Source organism: Actinomycetospora flava (genome assembly GCF_037400335.1).
Lineage (GTDB): Bacteria > Actinomycetota > Actinomycetes > Mycobacteriales > Pseudonocardiaceae > Actinomycetospora > Actinomycetospora flava.
In genome coordinates this window covers 98,424-125,405 of the sequence record NZ_JBBEGM010000001.1, presented here as the reverse complement: position 1 = coordinate 125,405, position 26,982 = coordinate 98,424, and the positions used below count along the sequence as shown (strand labels likewise).

The window sequence follows — 26,982 nt, the reverse complement described above, 5'->3', positions numbered from 1 at the left end:
TGAGAGCCCTAGTCAGATGTGGTCGACGGACAGCCGGTCGACGAACGCCCGGATGTCGGCGATCGCGGCGCGGTGCTCCGCGGGCAGCGCCTGCCGGAAGATCATCTCCGCGCCGTGGACGATGCCGAGGTTCACCCGCCCCTCGACGGGCACCCCGGCCGCGAGGAGCTTGCGGTAGTAGGCCAGCCCCTCGTCGCGCAGCGGGTCGAGCTCGTTGACCGTGATGACGTGCGGCGGCAGGCCGGCGAGGTCGTCGGCGGTCGCGAAGTACGGCCAGGCCAGCGGGTCCTCGGTGTGCCGGGCGTGCGGGTCGTACTGCGCGACCAGCAGGTCCATGAGGGCGCAGTTGATGAAGTAGCCGTCGTTCTCGACCATCGACGGGAGCTCGCGGAGCTTGCGCGCGCGGTCCCACCCGTAGCCGCCGCTGACGTAGGGCACCGAGGCGTACACGCCGTCGATGGCGTCGAGGTCGCCGGAGCGCTTGGCCCGCAGCGTCGTCGCGAGCACGAGGTTCGCGCCGCCGGACTCGCCCTGCAGCACGATGCGGGTCAGTCCCAGCTCGCCGCGCTGGTCGTCGAGCCAGCGCAGGGCCGTCGCGCAGTCGTCGAGGCCCGCGGGGAACGGATGCGGGCCCAGCTCGGTCCACGCGTTGCGGAACCCGACCCGCGCGGCGACGACCCCGGTCAGCGCGAGCTCGCGGCACCAGCGGTCGTGCACGCGGGTCTCGGCGTCGAGGATCGTCATCCCGCCGCCGTGGATGTAGACGACGCACGGGAGCGGGCCCTCGACCCCGGCGGGGCGGTACAGGACCACCGGGACGAGGTGACCGTCCGGGGACGGCACCGACGTCTCGGTGACCTCGACGGCGTCGTCGGGCGCGTCCCCCGGCAGGTCGAGGGGGATGTTCGCGTAGAGGCCGCTGAACGCCTCGTGCAGCCCGCCGACGGCCTCGGCCACCGCCTCCCGGCCGGCCTCCCGGGTCAGCGGCGGCTCGGCGGCGGGTCCGTCCAGCCCGAACGCCGCGAGCGCGGCGACGAGGTCGGGCTTCGCGCGCGGGTCGGTGCGCAGGTCGAGCGACGGGTCGCCGAGCCGGCCCGGGAGGGTCGTGGGTGCGTCGGTCGCGGTCATCGGGCCTCCGGGTGCAGCGGCAGGATTGATCGACTCCGCGATCGACCCTATGGCGTGGGACACACCCCGCAAAGCGCCGTTCGGCCGCGATCACGGACGGGTTCCGGTGGGCTCACGGTCCGGGTAGTCGGTAGCCTTCCGCCGCCGTACGCACCGTGGAGAGGAGCCGCGTGAGCCGCGTCGTGCTGGTCACCGGAGGCAACCGAGGGATCGGGCTCGCCACCGCGCGGGAGCTCGCCGAGCGCGGGCACACGGTGGTGGTCACCCACCGCTCGGGGGAGCCGCCGGAGGGTCTGCACGGCGTGCAGGCCGACGTCACCGACTCCGCCTCGGTGGACGCCGCGTTCTCGCAGGTGGAGTCCGAGCACGGGCCGGTCGAGGTGGTGGTCGCCAACGCCGGCATCACCCGCGACGGCCTGCTCATGCGGATGCCCGAGGACGCGTTCACCGAGGTCCTCGACGCCAACCTCACCGGCGCCTGGCGGGTCACCCAGCGCGCGGTCCGCGGGATGATGAAGGCCCGCTTCGGCCGCCTGATCTACATCTCGAGCGTCGTCGGGCTCGCCGGCGCGCCCGGCCAGGTGAACTACGCCGCGTCGAAGGCGGGGCTCGTGGGGCTGGCGCGCTCGACGGCGCGCGAGCTCGGGGGCCGCGGGGTCACCGCCAACGTCGTCGCGCCCGGCTACGTCGACACCGACATGACCGCCGAGCTGACCGACAAGCGCCGCGAGGAGATCCTCGCGTCGATCCCGCTGGGCCGCACCGCCGCGCCCGAGGACATCGCCAAGGCCGTCGCCTTCCTGGCCTCCGACGACGCCGGGTACGTCACCGGCGCGGTGCTGCCGGTCGACGGCGGCATCGGCATGGGCCACTAGACATCAGCCGCAGTACATCCACGCCACGGACGGAGCCACAGTGAGCCTGCTCGAGGGCAAGCGGATCCTGGTCACCGGGATCATCACCGACGCCTCGATCGCCTTCCACGCGGCGAAGGCGGCCCAGGAGGCGGGCGCCACGGTCGTGCTGACCGGCTTCGGGCGCCTCTCGCTGGTCAAGCGCGTCGCGAAGCGGCTGCCCACCGAGGCGCCGGTGATCGAGCTCGACGTCCAGAACCAGGAGCACCTCGACGGCCTGGCCGACCAGGTCCGCGAGCACGTCGACGGCCTCGACGGCGTCCTGCACTCGATCGGCTTCGCGCCGATGGACGCCCTGGGCGGCAACTTCCTGCACACCGAGTGGAAGGACGTCGCGACCGCCGTCGAGGTGTCCGCGTACTCCTTCAAGTCGCTCGCGATGGCGTGCAAGCCGCTGCTCGGCCCCGGCTCGTCGCTGGTCGGCATGGACTTCGACAACACCGTCGCCTGGCCCGGCTACGACTGGATGGGCGTCGCCAAGGCCGCGCTCGAGGCCACCACGCGCTACCTGGCCCGCGACCTGGGGCCCGACGGCATCCGCGCCAACCTCGTGGCCGCCGGCCCCGTGCGCACCATGGCGGCGAAGTCGATCCCGGGCTTCGACACCTTCGAGGAGGCCTGGGTGCAGCGCTCGCCGCTGGGCTGGGACCTCGCCGACCCCACGCCCGTCGCCAGGACGATCTGCGCGCTGCTCTCGGACTGGATGCCGGCGACCACGGGTGAGGTCGTGCACGCCGACGGGGGCTATCACGCGATGGGCGCCTGAGCGGGGCATCCTGGGGCCGTGCCCTACGACGCCGTGCTGGTCCTGTCCTTCGGCGGGCCGGAAGGTCCCGACGAGGTCCGTCCGTTCCTCGAGAACGTCACGCGGGGCCGCGGGGTGCCGCCCGAGCGGCTCGACGCCGTCGAGGAGCACTACCAGCACTTCGGGGGCGTCAGCCCGATCAACGAGCTGAACCGGCGCCTCGTCGCCGACCTGTCGCGCGCGCTGCGGGAGTCCGGGCGCGACCTGCCCGTCTACTTCGGCAACCGCAACTGGCACCCGCTCGCCGAGGACACCGTCGAGGGCATGGCCCGCGACGGCGTCCGGCGGGCGCTCGTGTTCGCGACCAGCGCGTACGGCGGGTACTCGGCCTGCCGCCAGTACCACGAGGACATCGCCCGGGCCCGCGAGGCGGCGATCGCGAGGACCGGGAGCGCGCCCGACCTGGTCAAGCTCCGCCACTTCTACGACCACCCGCTGTTCGTCGCCTCCGTCGCCGACGGCGTGCGGGCCGCGCGCGAGACCCTCGACGCCGGGCACGACGCCCGGCTGGTCTTCACCGCGCACTCGATCCCCGAGTCGGCCGACCGCACCGCCGGCCCGCCCGGGGAGGGCGGTCACCGGTACTCGCGGCAGATGTCCGAGGCCGCGGCGCTGGTCGCCGTCGCCGTCGACGCCCCCGACCACGACCTGGTGTGGCAGTCGCGTTCCGGCCCCCCGCAGATCCCGTGGCTCGAGCCCGACATCGTCGACCACCTCGACGACCTGCACGACCGCGGCGTCGGCGCGGTCGTCGTGAGCCCCGTCGGGTTCGTGTCCGACCACCTCGAGGTCGTCTGGGACCTCGACAACGAGGCCGCCGAGCACGCCGGCAAGCTCGGGATGGGGTTCGCCCGCGCGGCGAGCGCCGGCTCCGACCCCCGGTTCGTGGAGATGGTCGTCGAGCTGATCGCCGAGCAGGTCGACGGGGCGCCGGTCCGGGCGCTCGGGGCGGCGCCGCGGGCGGGAGTGGGCTGCAACGGGGAGCTCTGCCACGCGGGGTGCTGCGAGCCGACGAAACGTCCGCCCCGCTAGTCGCCCCCGCCCGCGCCCGACGCGGCCATCGCCGAGCGCAGGTGCCGGGCGTTGGTCAGCTGGTCGTCGACGACGAGCAGGAGCACCCGGGCGGCCGCGGGGTCGAGCTCGTCGGGGACCTCGGCCGCGAGCGCCGCCCGGCCGATGCGCCGGACCCACCACCCGGTGCCGTGGGCGTCGATCAGCGTCAGGCGCGGCACGCGGTCGGCGACGTGGTGGCGCCACCGCAGCGTCGTGCCCCGCCCGTCGTCGAGGGTCCAGTCGACGAGGCCGCGCGGGCCCTCGTGGGCCGTGACCGTCACGGGGTCGGTCACCGTGTAGTCCGCGGGTGCGGACAGGCGCTCGCGGGCCGCGGCGACCCGGGTCCCGGCGACCGTGGCCGGCAGCGCCCGCCGCCCCTGGGTGTCGCGGCCCGCCGCCACGCGCGCGTCGGGGGCGTCTTCGAGCGTCGTCCGCCCGGTCGTGGCGTAGCGGTCGGTCCAGGCGAGATCGACGCGCCGGCCGCCGCCGTAGTGCTCGACGTCGTCGGTGGGCGCCTCTCCGAGGGCACCGAGGACCAGGAACACGCCGGCGGCGGTCGCCAGCACGGCGACGATCAGGCCGAAGGCGGCCAGCACGGTGAGGCGGACCAGGTTCTCGGGAAGGATCCCCTCGGCGTCACGCCACCGGTCGGTCATCGCGAGGTGGATCATCGGCACCGACAGCCCCGCGACCACACCAGCCGTCAGCAGGAGCCAGAACGGGCCCCGGCGGGCCGTCGCGAGCCGGGAACGTCGCGCCCACACAGCGCGACGGTGGGTCGACGTACCGGGTGTCGAATGCGGGGCGGCCACGGCGTCAGCCTGCCCGATCGTCACCCTCCGTCACAGATCAGGCCACCCGTTCGGAGCAGTAGGGCGACCTGCTGAGACGTCTCAGCTGATCATTTGCCGTCGATGGTGAGCATGGCTAGTGTCCCGCATCACGTGGTCGGTGATGCATGCATCATCGGTGTCGGCGCCTCCCGGCCGCGGTCCCCGATCGGCACGCGGCACGCGGAGGAGCGCTGATGGCTGCGAGTGGCGAGATCAAGGTGAGCATCCTGGACTGCGGCATGATGACCGCGGACCTGACGTGGTTGCTCCTCAAGCCCGGGCGCTCGATCCGGCCCCGTCAGATGCGGGACCAGCCCACCGAGTGGGCCGACGTCCCGACGCACACGGTGCTCGTCGAGACCCCCGACGGCACGCTCCTGTGGGACACCAGCTGCCCCCGCGACTGGGAGGACCGCTGGGGCCCGACGGGGCTGCAGGACTTCTTCCCGTACGACAAGGTCAACGAGGACGAGTACCTCGACTCGCGCCTGCGCCAGCTCGGCATCGGGGTCGACCAGATCGACTACGTCGTGCTCTCGCACCTGCACTTCGACCACTGCGGCAACGCCGACATGTTCAAGGACTCGTCGGCCAAGCTCATCTGCAGTGACAAGGAGAAGGACTGGGCCTTCGGCTTCGACGGCCTGTTCAACGGCGCCCACCTCAAGACCGACTACGAGGAGCTGAACTGGGAGACGGTGTCCGGCGACACCGAGTTCCTCCCCGGCGTCACGCTGCTCCAGACCCCGGGGCACACGCCGGGCACGATGTCGATGCAGGTCGACCTGCCCGACACCGGCACCATGATCTTCACCTCGGACGCCGTCTACATGGGCGAGAGCTACGGCCCGCCCACCACGCCCGCCGCCATCGTCAACGACATGGGGCAGTTCTACTCGTCGGTCGAGAAGATCCGCGGCGTCGCGGAGAAAACCAACGCGACGGTCGTCTTCGGCCACGACGCCGAGCAGATCCACCAGCTCAAGACCGTGGGCAACGGCGGCGGCCACTACACCTGACGATTCGGCAACCTGATCGGAGATCGCACCGGTATGACCGTCCCCCCGGTTCCCACCGACGAGTCGGTGTTCACGTGGGGCGCCCCGCCGCTGAAGTTCGGCGCGGGTGCCTGCGACGAGATCGGCTTCGACCTCGCCCAGTACGGCGCGAAGCGCATCCTGCTGATCACCGACCCCGGCATGCAGCAGACGGGCCTGCCCGACCGCATCGCCGACCAGATCCGCCGCTACGACATGACCGTCGAGATCTTCGACGGCGTCCACGTCGAGCCCACCGACGACTCCATGAACAAGGCCGTCGGCTACGCCAGCGAGCAGGGCCCGTGGGACGGGTTGGTCGCGGTCGGCGGCGGCTCGGCCATCGACACCGCCAAGGCCGTCAACCTCCTGACGACCTTCCCCGGCGAGCTGATGGACTACGTGAACAAGCCGGTCGGCAACGCCCAGGTGCCGCCCGGGCAGCTCAAGCCGCTGATCGCCGTGCCCACCACGGCGGGCACCGGCTCGGAGTCCACCGCCATGTGCGTGCTGGACATCCTGTCGCTGCGGGTGAAGACGGGCATCAGCCACTGGCGGCTGCGCCCGACCCTCGCCGTCGTCGACCCGCTGCTGACGATGACCCTCCCGCCGGAGGTCACCGCGGCGTCGGGCATGGACATCGTCTGCCACGCGCTCGAGTCGTACACCGCGCGCTGGTACACGACGTTCGACCGCAAGAAGCCCGAGGAGCGGGTGACCTACTGCGGCTCCAACCCGGTCTCGGACCTCTGGTGCGAGAAGTCGATGTCGCTGCTCGCCCGCTCGTTCCGCACCGCGGTCGAGCGCGGCGGCGAGGACGTCGACGCCCGGATGGACATGATGATGGCGGCGACCTTCGCCGGCATGGGCTTCGGCAACTCCGGCGTGCACATCCCGCACGCCAACGCCTACCCGATCGCCGGGCAGGTCCGGGACTTCCACCCGGCCGGCTACCCCTCGGACGAGGCGATGGTGCCGCACGGCATGTCGGTGTCGCTGACGGCGCCGGAGGCCTTCCGGTTCAGCTTCGACTCCGCGCCCGACCGGCATATGGCCGCCGCGCGGATGCTCGGACCGAACGCCGAGACGCAGAACAGCGCGTCGGAGCAGCTGCCGCACGTGGTCACCCAGCTCATGCGCGACATCGACATCCCCAACGGCATCGGGGCGGTCGGTTTCGGCGAGGGCGACATCCCCGACCTCGTCGACGGGACGATGAAGCAGCAGCGACTGCTCGCGACGTGTCCCCGGATGCCCACCGAGGACGACATCGCGGACATCTTCCGCAAGTCGATCGAGAACTGGTAGCCCAAGAGGGGGTGAGACTGTGCCGATCTACGACTACCGCTGCGACTGCGGCCTGCGGTTCGAGCGGCTGATCGGCCGGGACGCCCCGGCGCCGGCGTGCCCGGAGTGCGGTGGCGAGACGCGCAAGGTGCCGTCCCGCCCCGCACTCCACGGGACCGCCGACCCCGGACCGTCCAAGGAGTACATGCCGCAGACCTGGAAGGGCACCTACCGCGGCAACCGGGAGTACGTCACCGGTCTCCAGAAGCAGTGGGACCAGCGGCAGAAGCTCGAGGCGAAGCACCCCGAGCTCCGCGGGGACACCCGGCCCGTCGCGGCCCACGAGGGTCGCTACGAGCAGGCGCCCCTGCGGGCGGGGGAGCCGTACCTGGGGCACTCCGGCTCGTCCTCGTCGGAGTCCTCGTCCCCGAAGAAGGACTCGGGGCACGGCCACGGTCATGGCCACGGTCACGGGCACGGCCACGGGCACTAGGCCCTGACGGGTGCTGGCCGCCGCTTCCTAGGCGGCGGTCAGCGCCCGCACGGTCTCGGCGACCGCGGCGACCCGCGCGGCGCGGACCGCCGTGGCGAGGGGGCGCAGGGCGTCGGTGCGGGCCAGCGCCGCCGTCGCCGACACCGCGCCGCCCGGGTCGTCGCCCGAGGCGGCCACGAGGATCGCCTCCACCTCGTCGGCGTGCTGGAGCACGCGCAGCGGACGGCCCGGGGTGCCGGCGGGCCAGCTCGGGTGGGGCCGGCGGCGCAGGCGGTCGGCGATCTCCTCGCGCACGCCCGCGCGGTGCTTGGCGACGTCCATCGCGGCGAGGGTGTCGGCGGCGTCGCGGACGGAGGTGCGCAGCTCGTGCTCGGCGTCGGGCAGGCTCGGGTGCGCGGCGGGCGGGACGTCGTCGACGAGGTGCACGGTCCAGCGCAGGACGCCGTCGGCGACCGGGGACGGCACGGCGGCCAGCCCCACCCCGGCGAGCACCGCGCACTCGCCGGCCTCCATCGCCGCGGTCCGCAGCGCCTCGGGACCCGGCAGCCCGCGCACGTCCCCGGGTGCCGGCATGACGAGCCGCGCGTCGGACCCGGCCGGCGACACCCGCTGCCGGGCGAGCACCAGCAGCGCCGCGAGCCCCGACCCCGCGTGGTCCGGGGTGGGCAGGTCGGTCACCGCGGCGGTCGCGGTGTCGGCGGCGACGACGTCGTGGGCCTCGGACCACGGGGCCAGCGCGTCGAGGACGTCGTCGGCCGCCGCGGCGCCGGCGAGCCACGCCGCACTCCAGACCGCGAGGGAGGCACTCGCACAGGGCACCCGATCAACGCTACCGGCGTCCCCCGACCGGGGCGCGCCGTCCGCGGTGTGAGCGAGGGACTCCCCGGCTGCGTGGGACGCAGCGAGGGTGACCCTCGCTCCTTCGGCAGGGGCGCCCATCGACCCTGACGACATCCTCGAGAGATCGGGTGGGAGACGTCGCCGCGAGCGGCACCGTCCGCAGGCGACCGGGCGGCTCGCTCGTGCTCAGGGTGCCGCTCGCGACGAGCACCCCGCCCGGTCCGGCAGGTCGCGGGCCGACCGCTCGGACGGCGCACGGGCGTGTCGGCCCCGGACGATCACGCTGCGCCGTTAGCGTCGCCGATCGTGGCGAGGACGCAGGGCCGGGGGATGCACGGCTCCACCGGCGACCCCGGATTCCGATCGACCGGCGGGGCGGTGCGCGCCCCGGGCCGGGGCGGCGGCGGGCCGTCGTCGGGCGCCGGGCGCACCGGCGGGCTGCCGGGGCTGGCACCGCACAAGCCGGCCCGCGAGGTGGTGTCGGTCGTCGCCGAGCCGGGGCTGGTCGTCGAGGACGCCGCCGAGACCTTCTGCGGCGCGGTGATCCGCGCCGACGTGCGCGAGGTCGTGCTCGAGGACGCGGCCGGCCGCCGACGCCTCTTCCCGAACAAGCCCGCCGCGTTCCTCCACGAGGGCCGGCCGGCGACGCTCGTCCCGCCCCAGCGGGCGGCCACCCCCGAGAAGGCCCCGCAGCGCTCGGCCTCGGGCTCGCGCCGCGTCGAGAACGTGAAGGCGCGCACCGCGCTCCCGCACCGGATCTGGGTCGAGGGCCTGCACGACGCCGAGATCGTGGAGCGGGTCTGGGGCCACGACCTGCGCGTCGAGGGCGTCGTCGTCGAGCCCTTGCACGGGGCGGACGTGCTCGTCGAGGCCGCGCGGGAGTTCGGGCCGGGCCCGGACCGGCGCCTCGGGGTGCTCGTCGACCACCTCGTCACCGGCTCTAAGGAGTCCCGGATCGCCGAGGGGCTGCGTCGCGACCTCGGTCCCGCCGCGGCCCACGTGCTCGTGCTCGGCCACCCGTACGTCGACATCTGGGAGGCCGTGAAGCCCCGCGCGGTGGGCATCGAGGCCTGGCCCACCGTCCCGCGCGGCATCGACTGGAAGAGCGGGGTCTGCGAGGCCCTGGGCTGGGGCGACGACCGCGCCGGCGCGCGCCGGGTGCTCTCGTCGGTGTCGACCTGGGCGGATCTCGAGACGCCCCTGATCACGGCGATGGAGCAACTGATCGACTTCGTCACCGTCGATCCCTGAACTCACGCTCACGGGAAGTGGCGTCTGGCACACTCGGGCCGTGATCCCGCTGCTGTGGGCGATCGCGGGGGTGGTGCTCGTCGCGGTCGAACTCGTGACCGGCACCTTCGTGCTGCTCATGCTCGGGCTCGCCGCGCTCGTCACCGCCGGGGCCTCCGCGCTCGGGGTCCCGCTGGGCCCTGACGTCGCCGTCTTCGGGCTCAGCGCGCTGGCGCTGATCCTGCTCGCCCGCCCCGCGCTGCAGCGCCGGTTCCGCACCGACCGGCCCGAGGGGGTCAACGCCGGGCCGCAGGCGCTGCTCGGCGCCGAGGCCGAGGTCGTCGAGCCGATCACCACGGGCGACGCCGGCACGGTGCGGATCGGCGGCGCGCTGTGGACCGCGCGCGCCCTGCACGAGAGCGACACCCTCGCCACCGGCGACCCCGTGGTCGTCGTCGACATCCGCGGGGCGACCGCGGTGGTCACGGGCCCGGGCCACGCGCCCGACCCGTCCCGCCCGTCGCGCCCGCCCCTCCAGGGAGAGAGCTGATGGAGCCCGCGACGCTCGTGCTCTACGTGGTCATCGCCGCCGCGCTGATCCTCATCATCACGGCGGTGGTCAAGAGCATCACCGTGGTCCGCCAGGCCGAGGCCGCGGTGATCGAGCGGCTCGGGCGCTACCAGCGCACCGCGGCCCCGGGGCTCACGTTCCTCGTGCCGTTCATCGACCGCATCCGCGAGCGGGTGGCGCTCTGGGAGCAGGTCGTCTCGTTCCCGCCCCAGCCGGTGATCACCCAGGACAACCTGACGGTCTCGATCGACACCGTCGTCTACTACCAGGTCACCGAGCCGAGCAACGCGGTCTACGAGATCTCCGACTACATCAACGGCGTCCAGCAGCTCACCACCACGACGTTGCGCGACGTCGTCGGCGGCATGAGCCTCGAGGAGGCGCTGACGTCCCGCGAGACGATCAACTCGCGCCTGCGCCGCGCCCTCGACGACGCCACCGGGCCCTGGGGCCTGCGGGTGGTCCGCGTCGAGCTCAAGGCGATCGACCCGCCGCCCTCGATCCAGGACTCGATGGAGCGGCAGATGAAGGCCGACCGCGAGAAGCGCGCCATGATCCTCACCGCCGAGGGCCACCGCGAGGCCGCGATCGCGCAGGCGCAGGGCAACAAGCAGGCCGCGATCCTCTCCGCGGAGGGCGCCAAGCAGGCCGCGATCCTCGAGGCCGAGGCCGACCGGCAGTCGACGATGCTGCGCGCCCAGGGCGAGCGGGCCGCGCAGTACTACCAGGCGCAGGGCGAGGCGAAGGCGATCGAGAAGACGTTCGCCGCCATCAAGGCCGGCCGCCCGACCCCGGAGATGCTGGCCTACCAGTACCTGCAGACGCTGCCGCAGATGGCGCAGGGCGAGGCCAACAAGGTCTGGATGGTGCCCAGCGACTTCGGCAAGGCCCTCGAGGGCTTCACGAAGATGCTCGGCGCGCCCGGCGAGGACGGCGTCTTCCGCTACACGCCCTCCCCGGACGACGGGGCGCCCGCGACGCGGCCCGGCGAGACCGACGCCGACGTCGCGGACTGGTTCGACACGAGCACCGACCCGGAGATCGCCAAGGTCGTGGCCGCCGCCGAGCAGCGCGCCGAGGCGGCGAGCTCGGCCGAGCCGGAGTCGAACGGCGCCGGGCGCCACGCGAGCGGGGACGGAGCGCCGCCCGACACGGTCTGACCGTCCGGCCACCTCGTAGGATCGGGCGTCATGCTCGATCGCGCCCTCGTCGACGGCCTCTTCCCGGCCGACCTGCCCGAGCCCGCCGAGCTCGAGGAGCGCTACCCCCCGCGTTCGCTGCCCGACGGGGCCCTCGTGACGCGCTTCGGCCCGAGCCCGACCGGGTTCGTGCACGTCGGCGGCCTCTACACGGCGATGGTGTCCCGGGACCTCGCCCACTCCACCGGCGGCGTCTACGTGCTGCGGATCGAGGACACCGACCAGAGCCGCGAGGTCGAGGGCGCCGACGCGCAGTTCCGGCGCGCCTTCGAGGCGTTCGACCTGGTGCCCGACGAGGGCGACGTCGCGCTGCCGGCGCCGCAGGGCGACTACGGGCCGTACCACCAGTCGGCGCGCGCGGCGATCTACCAGAGCTTCGTGCGCGAGCTCATGCGCGCGGGGAAGGCCTACCCGGACTTCGCCACGAAGTCCGAGCTCGCCGAGATCTCCGACGCGCAGCGCACCCTCAAGCTGCCCACCGGCTACTACGGCCGCTGGGCGCCGTGGCGCGACGCGAGCGAGGACGACGTGCGCGCCGCCCTCGACGCCGGGAAGCCGTGGGTCGCGCGGTTCCGTTCGGACGGCAAGGTGGGGGAGCGGTTCGCGTTCTCCGACCGCCTGCGCGGGCGGGTCGAGATGGAGGACAACCACAACGACGTGGTCATCCTCAAGACCTCGGCCAGCCCGGTCCGCCTCCCGACCTACCACTTCGCGCACGCCGTCGACGACCACCTCATGCGCACGAACCTGGTCGTGCGCACCGAGGAGTGGCTGTCGTCGGTGCCGACGCACCGCCAGCTGTTCGCCGCGCTGGGCTTCGAGCCGGTCGACTACGCCCACCTCGCGCCGCTGATGAAGCAGGAGGGCGGGTCGAAGCGCAAGCTCTCCAAGCGCAAGGACCCCGAGGCGTCGGTCGACTTCTACCTCGAGGCCGGCTTCCCGGTGCCCGCCGTGCAGTACTACCTGCGCGGGCTCGCCAACCCCCGGCTCGCCGAGATGCCGCTGGCCGAGGCCCTGACCACCCCGCTGCGCCTCGACGAGTTCGGGCTCGCCGGCCCGCTGGTCGACACGGTCAAGCTCAGCGACATCTCCGCCGACCACATCGCCACGCTGTCCGCGCCCGACGTCGTCGCCGGCCTGCGGGCGTGGGCGTCGGAGTACGACCCCGAGATCGTCAAGGTGCTCGACGCGAACCCCGAGCTCGCGCTCGCGGCGATCGACGTCGAGCGGGTCGGCGTCGAGAACCCGCGCAAGGACCTCGCGAAGTGGTCGGACTTCCGGGAGGCCTACGGGTTCTTCTTCCCGGAGCTGTTCACCGACGTCACCGACCCCGCCGACGAGCGCTTCGGGGGGCTCGACGCGGAGCTGGTGCGCACCGTCGCCGCGGACCTGGCGGACACCTACACCCACGAGGGCGACCAGCCGACCTGGTTCCAGCAGATCCGCGACCTCGCGACCCGCCACGGCTTCGCGCCCAACCCGAAGACGTACAAGAAGGACCCGGACGCCTACCCCGGCATGCTGCGCGACGCCGCCAACGTGGCCCGCGTGGCGATCACCGGGGCGCAGCGCAGCCCCGACCTCTACGAGGTCACCCGGGCCCTCGGCGCCGACGAGGTCGTGCGCCGGCTGCGCGCCGTCGCCGGCTGAGGATCCGCCGGAACATTCCGGTCCGCCCGCACCGTCACAGCGGGCATGATCGCCTCTTTCCGTTCTCCCGCCGGCACGCTCGCCCTGGTCGTCCTCGCGGGCGGCCTGCTCGCCGGGTGCAGCGGCGGCTCCAGCACGTCGGTGAGCTGCAGCGGCGCGAACTGCCGGGCGACGGTCACCGGCGCGCCGGTCGAGGTCTCGCAGCCGGACGCGAACCAGTCCACGCGCACACGCAGCAGTACCAAACGCCGTCCGCCGCGGAACAATGACGGGGTGGACTTCGGAGTGAACGCCATCGGACCCGGCTGGGTCGACGTCGAGGACGACGGCACGGTGACCCGCGTCCCGCAGGGCGGGTCGTTCACCGAGGACGGGTCGACGGTGCGCCTCGAGTCGTCCGACGGCCGGACGGCCGTCTTCACGTTCCGGAAGAATTGAGGCCGAAGCGATGAGCCCGCTGCCCGTGCGCCTGGAGCTCGGCGCCTACGCCCCGACCGCCGGCGTCGACCTGTCCGGTGTGGCGGTCGTCGGCGACACGATGTTCCTGGCCCCCGACGAGGGGTCCGCGCTGCTGCGGCTGCGCCGCGAGCCCGGCGGTGGGTCGCTGGGCTGGGAGGCGCCCGAGGAGGTCCCGCTCCACGGCGCCGTGGACCTCAAGGGCGACGCCGAGGACGAGGTCGACGCCGAGGGCCTCGACGTCGTCGACGGGTGCCTCTGGGTGGCCGGCTCGCACAGCGCCAAGCGGAAGCGGGTCAAGGCGGAGAGCGAGCGCGACGACGTCGGGCCCCGGCTCGCGGAGGTCGACCCGCAACGCTCCCGCCGGGTGCTCGCCCGCCTGCCGCTGCGCGACGGTCCCGACGGGCCGCGGACCGTGCCGGCGGGGGAGACGGTGCCGGGGCTCGGCGGGGCGGCGCGGCTGCCGTCGGGCAGGAAGGGGCTGATGGGTGCGCTCGCCGAGGACGAGCACCTCGGCCCGTTCCTCGGCATCCCCGGCAAGGACAACGGGTTCGACGTCGAGGGCGTCGCGGTGCGCGAGGCGCACGCGGGCGGCGGTGTGATCCTCGGCCTGCGCGGTCCGGTGCTGCGCGGGTGGGCGGTGCTGCTCGAGGTCACGGTGCGCGCCGACGGTCCCAAGCTCGTGCTCGACGGGCTGACCAAGCATTTCGTCGACCTCGAGGGCCTCGGCGTGCGCGACCTGGCCCGCGACGGCGACGACCTGCTCGTGCTGGCCGGGCCGACGATGGTGCTCGACGGCCCGGCCCGCGTCCTGCGCCTGCGCGGCGGGGCGGCGAACCCGCTCCCACCGGCGATCACGGCCGGCGAGGTCGAGCTGGTCACCGAGGTGGCGGTGGGCCGGGGCTGCGACCGCCCCGAGGGGCTCGCGGTCCTGCCGGAGGGCCTGCTCGTCCTCCACGACACCCCGGCGCCCCACCGCCTCGAGGGCGAGCACCTCGTCGGCGACCTCTGGCCACGGGCCTCGTGAGTGGAATGGGTCGCCAGGGCGACCCATGTCACTCACCTGGGCCGGAGGCCCCTCAGACGTTCATGGCGATGTACTTGATCTCCAGGTACTCGTCGATGCCGACGCTGCCGCCCTCGCGGCCCAGACCGGACTGCTTCCAGCCGCCGAACGGGGCGCCGGCGTTGGACACCATGCCCTGGTTGAGGCCGACCATGCCGGCCTCGAGGCGCTCGGAGAGCCGGATCGCCCGGGTCAGGTCGTTGGTGTACAGGTAGCTGACCAGCCCGAACTCGGTGTCGTTCGCGGCGCGGATCGCGTCGTCGTCCTCGGTGAACGTGAAGATCGGCGCGACCGGGCCGAAGATCTCCTCCTTGGCCAGGCGGGCCGAGGTGGGGACGTCGGCGAGCACGGTCGGCGGGTAGAAGTAGCCGGCGCCGGAGGGGATCTGCCCGCCGGTGCGCACGGTGGCGCCCTTCTGCACGGCGTCGTCGACGAGCTCGGCGACCTTGTCGCGCTGGTCGGCCTCCACGAGCGGGCCGACCTCGACGCCCTCGTCGGTGCCGCGGCCGATCTTCATGTCGCCCATCCGCTCGGTGAGCTTCTTGGTGAACTCCTCGGCGACGTCAGCGTGCACGTAGAAGCGGTTGGCGGCGGTGCAGGCCTCGCCGATGTTGCGCATCTTCGCGAGCATCGCGCCGGCGACGGCCTCGTCGACGTCGGCGTCCGCGCACACGACGAACGGGGCGTTGCCGCCGAGCTCCATCGAGGTCTTGAGCACCTGCTCCGCGGACTGCTCGATCAGCCGGCGCCCGACCTCGGTGGAGCCGGTGAACGACAGCTTGCGGATGCGCCCGTCGCGGATCAGCGGCTCCATGACCTTGCCGGTCGAGGAGGTGGTGACGACGTTGAGCACGCCGTCGGGCAGCCCGGCCTCGGCGAGGATGTCGGCGAGCTTGAGGATGGTCAGCGGGGTGAGCCCCGCCGGCTTGATCACCATGGTGCAGCCCGCCGCGATCGCCGGCCCGATCTTGCGGGTGCCCATCGCCAGCGGGAAGTTCCACGGCGTGATCAGCAGGCACGGCCCGATCGGCTGGCGCGTCACCAGCACGCGGCCGGCACCGTTCGCGTTGACCTTCCACTCGCCGGAGATACGCACGGCCTCCTCGGAGAACCAGCGGAAGAACTCGGCGGCGTAGGTGATCTCGGCCTTCGACTCGGCCAGCGGCTTGCCCATCTCGAGCGTCATGAGCAGCGCGATGTCGTCGGCCCGCTCGGTGACCAGCTCGAACGCGCGGCGCAGGATCTCGCCGCGCTCGCGCGGGGCGGTCGCCGCCCACGAGGCCTGCGCGTCCGCGGCGGCGTCGAGGGCCAGCATCCCGTCGGCGGGGGAGGCGTCGGCGACGTCGCAGAGGAGCTCGCCGGTCGACGGGTCCTCGACGCCGAACGTCCTCCCGTCGGTCGCGTCGCGCACCGACCCGCCGATGATCAGGCCCTTGGTGACCTCGTCGATCACTCGGCGTTCGCGGTCGGTCTCGGCCATGGGTCCCCTCCCGTCGGCTGCCCCGTCGCGCGGGGCTGGTCGGACGGCGGAGTGCCCTGGTACCGGTGTCGCTACGCGTGCACGGCGTGCAGTGTCGGGAGCAGCTGCTCCAGGTGGCCGACCTCCTCGATGTTGTGGGCGATCCACGCCTCGAGCATGTCGTCGGGGAGACGGCGCGCGAGCAGGCGGTTGATCGGCGCGAACGCCGCCGCACGGGCGCCGACGTCGAGCACGCTGACGTAGTGGGTGCCCTCGACGCCCGCGGACCAGGTGTGCTCGAGCTGGACGACCATCACCCCGGCGATCCGCTGCACGAGCCGGATGCCGGTGACGTCGAGCTTCTCGACGCGGTCGACGCCGTCGTAGAGGTACTCGGGCCGCCGGGCGAAGGCCTCGACGATGTGGAAGCGCGCGCCCTCGGCCGCCCCGCCGCCGGGAGCTTCGCGGGCCAGGTCCCAGGCGATGTGGTCGAGCGGGTGCCACGCGAGGTAGCGGGGGAGCGTCTCGCCGCCGTAGGTCATGGTGCCGCCGATGTGGGAGAACCAGTCGAGCAGCATCGCCGGGGTCACCCCGGCCAGCGGGCGGTGGTCGATCACGGCGCGGCGCCGGCCGTGGGGATGGTGCTCGACGCGGGTGAGCTGCGCCGACGAGCGCTCGCGCAGCGGGTGGAGCACGGCTCGGGCGGGCGGGACGACGCGCATGACGGACCTCCTAGGATACGGTGGCGTTTCTTGCTCCCAGCCTGGGTTGGATCAGCAGGAAACGCAACCGTTTCTTCGGAGGTGCGCGGTGACGACGTCGACGCGACGGCACGGCGAGGAGCTCGAGGCCGCCATCCGCGCCGCGGTCCTCGACCTCGTGCGCGAGCGCGGCGCCTCCGCGGTGACGATGGAGGCGGTCGCCGCGCGGGCGCGCACGAGCAAGCCGGTGCTCTACCGCCGCTGGCCGGACCGGGCCGCGCTGCTGCGCGACGCCCTGCTCGCGGCGGCGACGGCCGCGATCCCGCACGCCGACACCGGCAGCTACCGCGGCGACATGCTCGCGGTCCTGCACGGGTGGGCCGACGCCATGACCGGCGAGCTCGCCCCCGTGCTCGTCGCCGTCGTCGCCGCGACGGCCGAGGACCCGGAGCTCGCGGCCGCCTTCCGCGACGGCGTCATCGGGTGGCGCAAGGAGGAGATGGGCGAGCTGATCGCCCGCGCGGTCGCGCGCGGCGAGGTGCGCCCGGACGTGCCGGTGCACCTCGCCCGCGAGCTGGGCCAGTCGCTGCTCTGGCACCGCCTGCTCGTCTCCGGCGACCCGATCGACGACGCGCTCGTGGTGGAGATCGTCGACGAGGTGCTGCTGCCGGTCGTCCGGGCGAGGTAGGCGGACCCGACCTGGTGATCAGGAGCGCGGTGCCCACCTCCGCGCGCCGCCTCGGGTGCATGACGACGCCCGTGATCTCCGGGTGGTGCCTAGAGCGCCATGCGGTGCCGGTCGGGGCCCGCCCACCCCTCGGCGACGGGCACCGAGTAGTAGATCTCCAGGGCCACGCTCGCGAAGAGCCACTGCCCGCCGACGCGGGTGTAGGTGTCGGCGAAGCGGCCGGCGAGCACGAAGCTCTGGCCGTGGTAGATCGGGGTGGCGAACAGGAAGCTCGTCCCGGTGGCCGTGTCGCCGTCGACGTCCACGTCGTGGCCGTGGATGAACTGGCGCACGAACGGCTTGCCCGCCGTGGGTGGGTCGAGCTCCGCGTCGCTTCGTCTCCCGCTCGCCGGCAGCAGCCGGGGGATCGCCGCGAAGAACTCCGTGATCGCCGCCCGCCCCGACGCCGACCCGAGGTAGGAGTAGTCGAGCTCGGCGTCCTCGGCGAACAGGCCGCCGATCTCGTCCCACCGGTCGGTGTTGACGTACTCGTGGAACCGGTTGCGCAGCTTGTGCAGCGCCGACTCCGCCTCGAGGACCTCGAGGCGGAGCCGCAGCGCCGTCAGGTCGTCGCTCACCTCGCGGTGAAGACCAGCGGCAGGTGCTGCATGCCGTGCATGACGTAGCTCGGGTCGTAGCGCGGGACGAAGCCCGGCTCGGCGAGCGCGATGTCGTCGAGCCGTTCGAACAGGACCTCGAAGGCGATCCGCGCGACCGACCGGGCCAGCGGCGCCCCGATGCACGAGTGCGGCCCGTGGCCGAACGCCTGGTGCGAGCGCAGGCGCTCCCGCGTCGGGTCGAAGGTCTCCGGCGCGGCGAAGACCTCCTCGTCGCGGTTGCCGGAGGCGTACACGACCCAGACGTGCGCGCCGGCCGGGATCGCGACGCCGCCGAGCTCGGTGTCGGCGGTGGCGACGCGGAAGAGCCCCTGCACCGGCGACTCGAGCCGCAGCGCCTCCTCGAGGGCGCTCGGCAGCTCCTCGGGGTGCGCCCGCATCCGGGCCATCAGCTCCGGGTCCTCGCAGAGCATCAGCATGAACGAGGAGATCAGCTTCGTGGTGGTGTCCGCCCCGGCGCCGATGAGCTGGCTGCAGAAGCCCACCATCTCGTTCGGCGTCAGCGGCGCGTCACCCTCGCCCGGGGCCTGCACGACGGCGGTCAGCAGGTCGTCGCGCGGGTTCTCGGTGCGGTCGGCGATCTCGTCCTCGAAGAAGGTCCAGAACTCGATCTGGGTCTCGAGGGTCGCGAGCAGGGACTCGTCGGTCATCGCCGTGCCGATGGCGGCGTTGATCGCGTCGGCCCAGCGCGCGAAGTCGCCGGAGTTCTCGATCGGCACCCCGAGCAGCGTCGCCAGCGCCTGGACGGGCGCCGGCGAGCAGTACGCCGGGACGAGGTCGACCTCGCCCTCGTCGCCCGACACCGCGAACCCGTCGACGAGCCCGTGGCAGAGCTCCCGGATCCGCGGCTCGATCTTCGCGACCGACCGCGGCGTCAGCGCCTTGTTGAGGATGCGGCGGTGGCGGCTGTGGTCGGGCGGGTCCTGGGTGAACAGGACGTCGCCGCGGCTCATGACCACGCGCACGCGCTCGGCGAACTCCGGCGACGCGTCCGCGAGCGCACGCCCCACCGCCGCGACGGCGCCCGACACCGTCGGCCCCATCGGGTTCTGGCTGGAGAACAGCCGCGGTGCGGTGTTGACCTTCTCGATGTCCGCGTGCCTGCTGACGACGTAGATGTCGTACTCGGGGTCGTGGAAGACCGGAGCCTCGCGGCGGAGCTGCGCGTAGTGCGGGTACGGACACCGCATGGTGTCCGGCTCCTGGTCGAAGATCGGCTTGGTGGGGCGCGTCCCGGTGGTCATCGGCTACTTGGCCCCCTGCCCGGCGTCGACGCGCAGGATGTGACCGGTGATCTGGTCGGCGTTGTCGGAGGCGAGGAAGAGCACCGCGTCGGTGATGTCGGAGACCTCGGTGCGCCACTTCTCGCCGGGCATGTTGCCGGCGGCGGAGAACATCTCGAAGGCGTCGTCGGGCGTCATGCCGACCTCGCCCGCGAGGCCCAGCACCATCCCGGAGCCCTGGCCCTCGCCCGGCTTGATGGTGGCGGGCGCGATGGCGTTCACGTTGATGTTGAACTCGGCGAGCTCGAAGGCCCACGCCGAGGTCAGGCCCTGGATGGCGTGCTTGGCGGCCACGTAGTGCGACAGCTGGGCGTGCCCGGAGCCGGTGACGCCCGAGGAGATGTTGATGATCTTGCCGGAGCGCCGGCCGATCATGTTCGGGACCACGTACTTCGCGACGTACACGTGGCCCTTGAGGATCGTGTCGATCACCGCGTCCATGACGTGGCTGCGCATCCCCTGGATGGTGTCCAGGGCGGCCACACCGGCGTTGTTGACGACGACGTCGATCCGGCCGTCGAAGTAGTCGAGCGCCTTGGCCACCGACGCCTCGACCTGGCTCTCGTCGCGGATGTCGCACGGCAGCGGCAGGCAGCGCCGGCCCTGCGCCTCGACGGCCTTGGTGGTGTCCTCGAGCATCTGGCCCGTGGCGAGCGGGTAGATGTCGGCGATCGGGTCGGTGATGTCGAGGGCGGCGATGTCGGCCCCGGCGTCCGCGAACGCGAGCGCGTGGCTGAGCCCCTGGCCCTTCGCCGCGCCCGTGATCAGCACGTTCTTGCCCTCGAGCCCACGCAGTACTGCCGCCATCGAACGCCTCCTTGAGTTCCTGTGACGCCGCTCATCACGCGTCGTGAGGACGCTAACGCCGTCGACCGGAGGCGGCAAGGATCAGGCGGGCTCGGGGTCCTTCCGGCCGATCCAGGTCCACCCGTCGCGCGGTCCGCCCTCGACCAGCGCGGCCTCGATCCGGCGCTCGGCGATGCGCCAGGAGCCGTCCCGGACGAGGACGTCGACGTAGCGCAGGCCCACCCGCCACTGCGTACCGTCGTGCATCTCGTGGCCCGCCGAGCAGGACGACACCGCGTGCACCCGGCCGTCGGCGGCCTCGGTGAGCCGCACCTGGCCGAGGTGGTGGTGGGTCCGCCGGAAGCCCGCCTGGCCGCCCGCGAACCGGGCGCGCAGCGCCTCCCGGCCGCGCAGCGCCCCGCCGCGCCCGGGACCGAAGTCCATGACGGCGTCCGGGGTGAACAGGTCCACGACGGCCTCCATGTCGTACTCGTCGATCCGCTCGCAGTAGAGCGCGAGCACGTCGGTGATCCCGACATGGTCCTCGGGGGTCATCACGTCTCCGGGAGTCGCAGGTGGGGGAGGACCCGCTCGCCGAAGGTCGCGACGCGGGTCAGGGCGGTGCCGAGGTCCGGCTCGGCGAACAGCAGGCGGATCACGAGGTGCACCCGCGACCACGCCGCGAGCGACATGACGACGGCCCGCAGCCCCGCGACGACCTCGTCGGCGTCGCCGCCGATCTGGACGTCGACGGTGGGGGCGCCCGTGACCAGTCCCGCGTAGACCTGCCGCCCGCGCTGCATCGCCTCGTAGGCCTGCTGGGCGCGGGCGAACCCGGCCCGCGCCTCGGCGGCCCCGCCGCCCGGGGCGTCGAGCACGCAGGTGACGACGACGCCGCGCACGAACGTCGGGTCGGCAGGGTCGCGGACGGTCTCGAGGATGCGCGAGGCCGCCGACACGATCCCCGGCTCGCCACGCCCGACGAGGTGGCCGTCGGCGAGGCGCCCGGCCCGCGCCACCGCGCGGTCGGCGTACCCGCCGAGCCACAGCGGGATCGGGCGCGCCGGCGCCGGCGTCACCCGGACGTCGTGGAGATCCAGGCCCGGCGCCGAGAACGGCTCGCCCGTCCCGGCCGCGCGCAGCGCGCCGACCAGGGCCTCGAGACGCGCCCCGCGGGTGGCCGGGTCGACGCCGAACGCGCGGTACTCGTGCTCGGCGTACCCGAGGCCGAGGCCGAGCAGGAGCCGCCCGCCGCTGAGCCGGTCGACCAGCGCGGCGTCCTCAGCCAGGCGCAGCGGGTGGTGCAGCGGCGCGAGCACCACGCCCGTCGCCAGCTCGATCCGCCGCGTCACGGCGGCGCAGGCGGCGAGGACGGGCAACGGCGAGGGCAGGTAGCCGTCGGGCATGCCGTGGTGCTCGGTGACCCAGAAGGAGTCGAAGCCCGCGTCCTCGCCCGCCCGGGCCAGCGCGACGGCGTCGGTGGGGTCGCCGTGCTGGCCGCTCCACAGCCCGAGCCCGATCCGCAGCTCGCCGGTCACAGCGTCAGGACGGCGCCGAGCCGCGCGCGCCACTCGCCGAGGTCGACGTAGTCCCGGAAGTCGGTGATCAGGTCGCGCGCGGGGTCGACCTCGACGACCCCGTTGCACGCCACCGCGTACTCGTCGCCGTCGATGCCGAAGCGGTCGACCCGCTCCAGCCACGACCGCTCGGGGGTGTGCGCCGCGGTGACGACGTCCCAGCGCACCCACTGCGAGCGCGCCAGGATCGGCGCGAGCAGCCCCCGCACGCCGTCGGGGCCGACGACCGGCGCGTGCGGGACGTTCGCGAACGTCGCGTCGTCGGCGAAGCAGGCGGCCGCGGCGTCGGCGTCGCGCGCCTCGACCGCGGCGAGGAACCGGGTGACGACGGGCGGTGCGCTCACGACGAGAAGACCACCGGGTACGTCGCGAAGTGGTCCCGCGCCGAGTGCGGGTCGCGCTGCGGTGGCGCCGCGGGGTCCGGGCGCGCGCCGGCCGCGAGCAGGGCGTCGAGCATGAGGGTCACGGTGCCGAGCACCTGGGCGCCCTCGCGGTCCGTGGCCGCCGGCACCCCGCCGGCGAGCTCGGTGCCGATGCAGGCGTGCATCCCGCCGCCGAAGGCGTGGCCCCAGCGCGGCACGTCGGCCGGGACCTCGCGGACCGGGTCGTACTCGGTCGGCCGGTCGAAGATCGCCGGGTCGCGGTTGGCGGCCGCGATGTCGAGCACGACTTCCGAGCCCTCCGGGATCTCGGTGCCGCCGCGCAGCGCGATCGGCGCGAGGGCCCGGCGCCGCGCGACGGGGCTCGCCGGGTGCAGCCGCAGCGTCTCGTAGACGCAGGCCTGCAGCAGGGCCGGGTCGTGGCGCGCCTCCTCGGCGGCCTCGGGGTCGCGGGCGTACCAGGCGAACCAGTCGTCGACGGCGTGGGAGAACGCGTCGGCGGTGCTGTGCGAGCCCGCCTGCAGGTAGAACGCGACCTCGCGGCGCAGCATGTCGCGGTCGAGCCCGAGCTCCTCGCGGTTCCGCAGCAGCGCGGTGAGCACGTCGCGCGGCAGGTCGTCCTCGCCGATCTCCCCGTCGGCCAGGCGCGCGAGCAGGGCCTCGCGCCGCGCGATCGAGGGCGTCAGGAAGATCCGGTCGAACTCCTCGAGCGCGTCGGCGACCTCGGCGCGGACCTCCGCGGGGTCGCGGGTGGTGTGCACCAGCGTCGCGCCCTCGGAGAACTTCTTCGCGAACCGGTAGAGGGCGTCGGTCTCCGCGACATCCGTGGTCGAGTGGTCGACGCCCGCGACCATCGCGGTCAGGTTCATGACCGTGCGGTAGCCGAGCTCGAGCAGGTCGGCGCGGCCGGCGGCGACGAACGGGGCGAGCGTGTCGGTGACGACGTCGCGCAGGAACGTGTGCTCCCAGTGCCGAAACGTGCCGCGGCGGAAGAGCCGGTTCTCCACGCGGCGCCGCGTGCGGTGCGCGGCGCCGTGCAGCACCAGCAGGCAGTCGGCCATGACGACCCCGCCGGCGTCGTAGAGCGCCTGCTCGAGGTCGTGCTGCCGGTAGGCCTCGCGGACGTCGGCGTAGCGGTCCAGGGTGATCGTGGACAAGGAGCACTCCCTCGGCGTGGCGTGACTAACGACGCTAGCAACGCGTCCCGGACCGGTCGAGAGGCGAGGACGTCGTCAGGTGCTTGACGCCGCCCTACGATCTCCCCACTCTGTGACCCGCCCCACCGGACCCAACGTAGCGGGAGTCGCCGTGCCCGAGGTCGAGACGCTCGAGGCCGACGTGGTCGTGCTCGGCACGGGCCCCGCCGGCATGGCCGCCCTCGCCGCCGCGGCCGACGAGGGCGCCTCGGTCGTCGTCCTCGAGGCCATGGACCACATCGGCGGCAACGCGGTCTGGTCCACCGGCTACCTGGCCTTCGTCGACTCCGCGATGCAGCGCGAGCAGGGCATCACCGACGACGAGGAGACCTTCGTCGCCGACGCCCGCGCGATGGTCGAGCAGGCCCACGACCGGTTCGGCGTCGAGTGGGACGAGGCGCTGGTCCGGCTGTTCGCCCGCGAGAGCGCCGAGACCTACCGGCTGCTGACCGAGCGCGGCGTGCGCTTCAGCCGGTTCATCCCGCGCCCGCGTCAGCACAGCGTCGACCGGATGGCCGCGGTGGAGGACAGCTGGATGCTCGGCCGCGCCTTCAGCGCCGACACGGCGCGCGACGGCGTCACGGTCCGGTACGGGACCGTCGCGGACCGGCTGGTGGTCGAGGACGGCCGCGTCGTCGGCGTCCGCGCCCACGGCGTCACCGACGGAACACTGCTGGAGGTCACCGCCCGCCGCGGCGTCGTCCTGGCCACCGGTGGCTACCAGGCGAACCCCGAGCTGCGGCGCCGGTTCCAGCCCGTCGCGGTGTCCCGGGCGCCCTACCTGGGCGTCGACACCTGCCGCGGCGACGGCCACCTGCTCGGCCAGGCCGTCGGCGGCGACCTGATCAACATGACGTTCGTGCCGCCCCTGGTGATCGTCTCCTCGTCGGTCGTGGAGGACGCGATCGCGGTGAACGTCGCGGGGGAGCGGTTCCACGACGAGGCCGGGCCGTACGAGGAGCGGGTGGACCGCCTGCACGAGCAGCCCGGGCGGCGGGCCTGGTACGTCGTCGACGAGGAGGTCTTCCGGGAGAAGGCCACGCTGATCAGCCAGATGCCCGAGCCCCCCGTGTCGGCCGGGAGCCTCGCCGAGCTGGCGCAGGCCATCGACGTCCCCGCGAACGCGCTCGAGGCCACCGTCGCGCGGTGGAACGACTTCCTCGCGACCGACGCGGACCGGGACCCCGCCTTCGGCCGCGTCGTGCTGCCGCCCGGGCGCCGGACGTGCACGCGGGCCCCGTTCACCGCGGTGCCGATGGTCGAGGGCATCAACTTCTGCTGCGGCGGCTTCCGCGTCACCACCGATCTCCAGGTCCTCGACGTCTTCGGCGACGCGATCCCGGGCCTGTTCGCCGCCGGCGACTGCGTGGGCGGGCTCAATCCCACCTCCGATCTCGGCGGCATCCACATCAGCGGCGGCTTCACGCTCGGCCGCGTGGCCGGGCGGGCCGCGGCGCGCGGCGTGGACGGCGGCGCGGGCCACGGCACCGCCCTCCACGCGGGCCTGCCGGGGATGCTCGACACCCGCATCGCCCTCGTGCGGCTCGACCCCGAGCCCACCTCCTGAGTCCACCGCCTGAGACCCAGCCCGATCCCCGAGGAGACGACGATGTCGGTCGGAGTGTTGTTCACGCAAGGCCAGGTGACGGGCGAGCCACGGACGACGCTCGCGGAGATCCTGGAGCAGGCCGAGGCCGCGGACCGGCTGGGCTTCTCGGCCGCGCTGACCACGGAGCACAAGGACTCCGACGAGTACTTCGGCGCGCCGCTGCACCTGGCGTTCGCCATCGCCGCGCGCACGCAGCGGGTGCGCGTGGGCACGGCGATCGCCATCGCACCGCTCTACGCGCCCGCCGTGCTCGCGCAGGACGCCGCGATCCTCGACCAGCTCTCCGGCGGGCGCGCCTGGCTCGGGCTCGGCGCCGGCTACATGCCCGTCGACTACACCGCCGCCGGCGTGCCGTGGGAGGACCGGGCCCAGCGCTTCGACGAGACCGTGCGCATCGTGCGGGCGGCGCACACCCAGGAGCGCTTCTCCTTCGACGACCAGCTGCACCACTTCGAGGACCTGGCCGTGCTGCCGCGCCCGCTCCAGGAGGGCGGCGTGCCGCTGCACCTCGCGGCCTGGACCCCGGGCGGCCTGCGCCGCGCCGGGCGCCTCGGCGACGGGTGGATCACCAACGCGCTGATGTCGCTGGACACCATGACGACCATGGCCGCGGACTACCGGGCCGCCGCGGAGGCCGCCGGCCGGCGTCCCCACGTCACCTCGATCCGCTTCTGCTGGCCCTACACCTCGCGCGAGGAGGCCCTCGAGCTCTTCGGCGACACCGCGCTCGCGATGGCCCGCACGCTGTTCGACTACGGCGCCATCACCGACCTGCCGGGGGTGACGAGCGCCGACCAGATCACCCTGGAGGAGTTCGTGCGCGACCGCTTCGTGTTCGGCACGCCCGAGGAGTGCGTCGAGACGATCGGGCGCTTCCGCGACCAGGCGGGGGTCGACGACTTCCTCATGATCTTCCGCTACCCGACCGGCCCGGACCACCGCTCGGTCCTGCGGGCCATGGAGCTGTTCGGCACCGAGGTGCTGCCCGCGCTCGACCGCTCCGCGGTCCCCGCGTGACGCCGCTGCGCCTCGGTGTCGTCGGTCTCAACTACGCGGCCGGGACGCACCTGCCGGTCTACGCGGCCCTGGCGCGCGAGGGCCTGGTCGAGCTCGCGGCGGTCGCGACCGCGCACCGGGAGACCGCCGACGAGGCCGCCCGCACCCACGGCGTGCCCCGGGCCCACGTGGGCTTCGAGGCGCTCTGCGCGGACCCGGACGTCGACCTGGTCGACGTCGCGACCCGTCCGAGCCGGCACGCGGCGATGGCCGCGGCGGCGCTGGAGGCGGGCAAGCACGTGCTGTGCGAGGCGCCGCTGGCCCGGTCGGTGGCGGAGGGGCTCGCGATGGCCGACGCGGCCGCGTCCTCGGGGCGCCTGGCGGTCGTCGACATGCAGTCGCGGTACTGGCCGGGTCTCGCCGAGCTGCGCCGCCGCGTGCACGACGGCTGGATCGGCCGGGTCGACAACGTCGCGGTGCAGGCGTTCTACCCGACGTTCACGAATCCCGCGGCCGTGCGGGGCTCGGGGTGGTGCGCCGACGCGGGCCACGGCGCGAGCTCGCTGCGGGTGCACGGCCTGCACACCGCGGACATCGTGCGCTGGACGTTCGGCGAGCTCACCGACGTGCAGGGGGTGGTGGCGCGGCGGGCGCCGACCTGGCCGGGACCGGACGGGCCGCTGCCCGCCGACAGCGTCGACTCCGCGGCGTGGACGGCCCGGACCGCCGACGGCGCCGTGTGCTCGGTGCACAGCTCGTGGGTGGCGCCCGCGGGCGCGGGCTGGCGGCTCGTCGCGCACGGATCCGGGGGCGTGCTGATCGCCGAGGCCGCCGGGCACACCGGGCACTTCCCCGTCCGGCTCTCCGGGGCGCGCACCGGCGAGGACGTCGCCGAGATCGTCGCCGCCGAGGGCGCCGCCACCGAGCCCTTCACCCGCCTCGTGCGGGCGCTCGTCGCGCACCTGGCCGACGGGGCGCCGGCCGGGGATCTGCCGACCTTCGCCGACGGCGTGGCCGCGCTCCGGGTGGCCGACGCGGTGGACGGCGGCCTCGCGACTTTGACGTCAGCCGTCTAACGACTACCGTCCG

At 73.8% G+C, this 26,982-nt stretch carries 28 protein-coding genes; 16 read left to right on the top strand and 12 right to left on the bottom strand.

Annotated features, from left to right (window positions below):
* Positions 1-12: 12 nt before the first annotated feature.
* Positions 13-1,128 carry an alpha/beta hydrolase fold domain-containing protein gene (locus tag WCD58_RS00620; RefSeq protein ID WP_337698697.1) on the bottom strand — a complete coding sequence of 372 codons (1,116 nt, stop codon included), beginning with the start codon at positions 1,126-1,128 and terminating at the stop codon, positions 13-15.
* Positions 1,129-1,298: 170 nt separating this feature from the next.
* Here WCD58_RS00620 and WCD58_RS00615 point away from each other — a divergent pair, with 170 nt between their 5' ends.
* From WCD58_RS00615 to WCD58_RS00605, 3 genes are read left to right on the top strand one after another with little or no spacing between them, the layout of a single operon-like run.
* A complete protein-coding gene (locus tag WCD58_RS00615) occupies positions 1,299-2,003 on the top strand; it encodes a beta-ketoacyl-ACP reductase (RefSeq protein WP_337698696.1) in 705 nt (234 codons plus the stop codon).
* A gap of 40 nt (positions 2,004-2,043) precedes the next feature.
* On the top strand, positions 2,044-2,808 hold the full coding sequence (gene fabI, locus WCD58_RS00610; protein WP_337698695.1) for an enoyl-ACP reductase FabI: 765 nt from the start codon (positions 2,044-2,046) through the stop codon (positions 2,806-2,808).
* An 18-nt stretch (positions 2,809-2,826) separates the two neighbouring features.
* On the top strand, positions 2,827-3,879 hold the full coding sequence (locus tag WCD58_RS00605) for a ferrochelatase (protein ID WP_337698694.1): 1,053 nt from the start codon (positions 2,827-2,829) through the stop codon (positions 3,877-3,879).
* Here the strand turns inward: WCD58_RS00605 and WCD58_RS00600 are convergent.
* Complete coding sequence (locus WCD58_RS00600) at positions 3,876-4,664, bottom strand: hypothetical protein (protein WP_337698693.1); 789 nt, start codon at positions 4,662-4,664, stop codon at positions 3,876-3,878. The genes WCD58_RS00605 and WCD58_RS00600 overlap by 4 nt on opposite strands.
* A gap of 263 nt (positions 4,665-4,927) precedes the next feature.
* Between WCD58_RS00600 and WCD58_RS00595 the strand changes: the two genes are divergently transcribed.
* From WCD58_RS00595 to WCD58_RS00585, 3 genes are read left to right on the top strand one after another with little or no spacing between them, the layout of a single operon-like run.
* Positions 4,928-5,752, top strand: a complete 825-nt coding sequence (locus WCD58_RS00595; RefSeq protein WP_337698692.1) for an N-acyl homoserine lactonase family protein — start codon at positions 4,928-4,930, stop codon at positions 5,750-5,752.
* Between the two features lie 33 nt (positions 5,753-5,785).
* The gene (locus tag WCD58_RS00590; protein WP_337698691.1) at positions 5,786-7,078 is read left to right on the top strand and encodes a hydroxyacid-oxoacid transhydrogenase; all 1,293 of its coding nucleotides are present in this window, start codon (positions 5,786-5,788) and stop codon (positions 7,076-7,078) included.
* Between the two features lie 19 nt (positions 7,079-7,097).
* The gene (locus WCD58_RS00585) at positions 7,098-7,550 is read left to right on the top strand and encodes an FmdB family zinc ribbon protein (protein ID WP_337698690.1); all 453 of its coding nucleotides are present in this window, start codon (positions 7,098-7,100) and stop codon (positions 7,548-7,550) included.
* A gap of 27 nt (positions 7,551-7,577) precedes the next feature.
* Here the strand turns inward: WCD58_RS00585 and WCD58_RS00580 are convergent, their stop codons facing one another.
* The gene (locus WCD58_RS00580) at positions 7,578-8,369 is read right to left on the bottom strand and encodes an Rv1486c family protein (RefSeq protein WP_337698689.1); all 792 of its coding nucleotides are present in this window, start codon (positions 8,367-8,369) and stop codon (positions 7,578-7,580) included.
* A gap of 327 nt (positions 8,370-8,696) precedes the next feature.
* Between WCD58_RS00580 and WCD58_RS00575 the strand changes: the two genes are divergently transcribed.
* The 6 genes from WCD58_RS00575 to WCD58_RS00550 are packed head-to-tail and all read left to right on the top strand — an operon-like array spanning position 8,697 to position 14,523.
* Positions 8,697-9,641, top strand: a complete 945-nt coding sequence (locus WCD58_RS00575) for a DUF3097 domain-containing protein (RefSeq protein ID WP_337698688.1) — start codon at positions 8,697-8,699, stop codon at positions 9,639-9,641.
* A 40-nt stretch (positions 9,642-9,681) separates the two neighbouring features.
* Entirely contained in the window at positions 9,682-10,170 is a 489-nt protein-coding gene (locus WCD58_RS00570) for an NfeD family protein (RefSeq protein WP_337698687.1), read from the top strand.
* Positions 10,170-11,351: an SPFH domain-containing protein gene (locus tag WCD58_RS00565; RefSeq protein ID WP_337698686.1), complete on the top strand. Its 1,182-nt coding sequence runs from the start codon at positions 10,170-10,172 to the stop codon at positions 11,349-11,351. The genes WCD58_RS00570 and WCD58_RS00565 overlap by 1 nt, the downstream gene beginning before the upstream one ends.
* 30 nt (positions 11,352-11,381) lie before the next feature.
* Complete coding sequence (locus tag WCD58_RS00560) at positions 11,382-13,040, top strand: glutamate--tRNA ligase (protein ID WP_337698685.1); 1,659 nt, start codon at positions 11,382-11,384, stop codon at positions 13,038-13,040.
* A gap of 45 nt (positions 13,041-13,085) precedes the next feature.
* Positions 13,086-13,478, top strand: coding sequence for a hypothetical protein (locus WCD58_RS00555; RefSeq protein ID WP_337698684.1), 393 nt, complete (start codon positions 13,086-13,088; stop codon positions 13,476-13,478).
* 10 nt (positions 13,479-13,488) lie between these two features.
* Complete coding sequence (locus WCD58_RS00550; protein ID WP_337698683.1) at positions 13,489-14,523, top strand: DUF3616 domain-containing protein; 1,035 nt, start codon at positions 13,489-13,491, stop codon at positions 14,521-14,523.
* A gap of 52 nt (positions 14,524-14,575) precedes the next feature.
* Here the strand turns inward: WCD58_RS00550 and WCD58_RS00545 are convergent, their stop codons facing one another.
* Together WCD58_RS00545 and WCD58_RS00540 are read right to left on the bottom strand one after the other, a co-directional pair.
* Entirely contained in the window at positions 14,576-16,042 is a 1,467-nt protein-coding gene (locus WCD58_RS00545) for an NAD-dependent succinate-semialdehyde dehydrogenase (protein ID WP_337698682.1), read from the bottom strand.
* Between the two features lie 71 nt (positions 16,043-16,113).
* Positions 16,114-16,743, bottom strand: a complete 630-nt coding sequence (locus tag WCD58_RS00540; protein WP_337698681.1) for a hypothetical protein — start codon at positions 16,741-16,743, stop codon at positions 16,114-16,116.
* A gap of 88 nt (positions 16,744-16,831) precedes the next feature.
* On the opposite strand from WCD58_RS00540, the gene WCD58_RS00535 reads away from it, so the two are divergent.
* Positions 16,832-17,410: a TetR/AcrR family transcriptional regulator gene (locus WCD58_RS00535; protein ID WP_337698680.1), complete on the top strand. Its 579-nt coding sequence runs from the start codon at positions 16,832-16,834 to the stop codon at positions 17,408-17,410.
* Between the two features lie 89 nt (positions 17,411-17,499).
* On the opposite strand, the gene WCD58_RS00530 is transcribed toward WCD58_RS00535, so the two are convergent.
* The 7 genes from WCD58_RS00530 to WCD58_RS00500 all read right to left on the bottom strand — a co-directional run bounded on the left by WCD58_RS00530 (position 17,500) and on the right by WCD58_RS00500 (position 23,249).
* Positions 17,500-18,027 (bottom strand): nuclear transport factor 2 family protein, encoded by a 528-nt coding sequence (locus tag WCD58_RS00530; RefSeq protein WP_337698679.1) that lies wholly within the window; start codon positions 18,025-18,027, stop codon positions 17,500-17,502.
* Positions 18,024-19,310 carry a cytochrome P450 gene (locus WCD58_RS00525; protein WP_337698678.1) on the bottom strand — a complete coding sequence of 429 codons (1,287 nt, stop codon included), beginning with the start codon at positions 19,308-19,310 and terminating at the stop codon, positions 18,024-18,026. The genes WCD58_RS00530 and WCD58_RS00525 overlap by 4 nt, the downstream gene beginning before the upstream one ends.
* Before the next feature lie 3 nt (positions 19,311-19,313).
* On the bottom strand, positions 19,314-20,156 hold the full coding sequence (locus WCD58_RS00520) for an SDR family NAD(P)-dependent oxidoreductase (RefSeq protein WP_337698677.1): 843 nt from the start codon (positions 20,154-20,156) through the stop codon (positions 19,314-19,316).
* Between the two features lie 81 nt (positions 20,157-20,237).
* Complete coding sequence (locus WCD58_RS00515; protein ID WP_337698676.1) at positions 20,238-20,690, bottom strand: nuclear transport factor 2 family protein; 453 nt, start codon at positions 20,688-20,690, stop codon at positions 20,238-20,240.
* On the bottom strand, positions 20,690-21,673 hold the full coding sequence (locus tag WCD58_RS00510; protein WP_337698675.1) for an LLM class flavin-dependent oxidoreductase: 984 nt from the start codon (positions 21,671-21,673) through the stop codon (positions 20,690-20,692). The genes WCD58_RS00515 and WCD58_RS00510 overlap by 1 nt, the downstream gene beginning before the upstream one ends.
* Positions 21,670-22,056: a nuclear transport factor 2 family protein gene (locus tag WCD58_RS00505; RefSeq protein ID WP_337698674.1), complete on the bottom strand. Its 387-nt coding sequence runs from the start codon at positions 22,054-22,056 to the stop codon at positions 21,670-21,672. Before WCD58_RS00505 ends, WCD58_RS00510 begins: the two co-directional genes overlap by 4 nt.
* A complete protein-coding gene (locus WCD58_RS00500) occupies positions 22,053-23,249 on the bottom strand; it encodes a cytochrome P450 (RefSeq protein WP_337698673.1) in 1,197 nt (398 codons plus the stop codon). Before WCD58_RS00500 ends, WCD58_RS00505 begins: the two co-directional genes overlap by 4 nt.
* Positions 23,250-23,400: 151 nt before the next feature.
* On the opposite strand from WCD58_RS00500, the gene WCD58_RS00495 reads away from it, so the two are divergent.
* The 3 genes from WCD58_RS00495 to WCD58_RS00485 are packed head-to-tail and all read left to right on the top strand — an operon-like array spanning position 23,401 to position 26,969.
* Positions 23,401-24,855, top strand: coding sequence for an FAD-dependent oxidoreductase (locus WCD58_RS00495; protein WP_337698672.1), 1,455 nt, complete (start codon positions 23,401-23,403; stop codon positions 24,853-24,855).
* Between the two features lie 42 nt (positions 24,856-24,897).
* Complete coding sequence (locus WCD58_RS00490) at positions 24,898-25,914, top strand: LLM class flavin-dependent oxidoreductase (protein ID WP_337698671.1); 1,017 nt, start codon at positions 24,898-24,900, stop codon at positions 25,912-25,914.
* Entirely contained in the window at positions 25,911-26,969 is a 1,059-nt protein-coding gene (locus WCD58_RS00485; protein ID WP_337698670.1) for a Gfo/Idh/MocA family protein, read from the top strand. The genes WCD58_RS00490 and WCD58_RS00485 overlap by 4 nt, the downstream gene beginning before the upstream one ends.
* Positions 26,970-26,982 lie beyond the last annotated feature (13 nt).

Bases quoted from the DNA above. Each gene is read 5' to 3' on its own strand.
- WCD58_RS00560 (WP_337698685.1), top strand. From the start codon at position 11,382: ATGCTCGATCGCGCCCTCGTCGACGGCCTCTTCCCGGCCGACCTGCCC.
- WCD58_RS00565 (WP_337698686.1), top strand. From the start codon at position 10,170: ATGGAGCCCGCGACGCTCGTGCTCTACGTGGTCATCGCCGCCGCGCTG.
- WCD58_RS00520 (WP_337698677.1), bottom strand. From the start codon at position 20,156: ATGGCGGCAGTACTGCGTGGGCTCGAGGGCAAGAACGTGCTGATCACG.
- WCD58_RS00540 (WP_337698681.1), bottom strand. From the start codon at position 16,743: ATGCGCGTCGTCCCGCCCGCCCGAGCCGTGCTCCACCCGCTGCGCGAG.
- WCD58_RS00490 (WP_337698671.1), top strand. From the start codon at position 24,898: ATGTCGGTCGGAGTGTTGTTCACGCAAGGCCAGGTGACGGGCGAGCCA.
- WCD58_RS00515 (WP_337698676.1), bottom strand. From the start codon at position 20,690: ATGACCCCCGAGGACCATGTCGGGATCACCGACGTGCTCGCGCTCTAC.
- WCD58_RS00595 (WP_337698692.1), top strand. From the start codon at position 4,928: ATGGCTGCGAGTGGCGAGATCAAGGTGAGCATCCTGGACTGCGGCATG.
- WCD58_RS00550 (WP_337698683.1), top strand. From the start codon at position 13,489: ATGAGCCCGCTGCCCGTGCGCCTGGAGCTCGGCGCCTACGCCCCGACC.
- WCD58_RS00620 (WP_337698697.1), bottom strand. From the start codon at position 1,128: ATGACCGCGACCGACGCACCCACGACCCTCCCGGGCCGGCTCGGCGAC.
- WCD58_RS00555 (WP_337698684.1), top strand. From the start codon at position 13,086: ATGATCGCCTCTTTCCGTTCTCCCGCCGGCACGCTCGCCCTGGTCGTC.
- WCD58_RS00590 (WP_337698691.1), top strand. From the start codon at position 5,786: ATGACCGTCCCCCCGGTTCCCACCGACGAGTCGGTGTTCACGTGGGGC.
- WCD58_RS00545 (WP_337698682.1), bottom strand. From the start codon at position 16,042: ATGGCCGAGACCGACCGCGAACGCCGAGTGATCGACGAGGTCACCAAG.
- WCD58_RS00525 (WP_337698678.1), bottom strand. From the start codon at position 19,310: ATGACCACCGGGACGCGCCCCACCAAGCCGATCTTCGACCAGGAGCCG.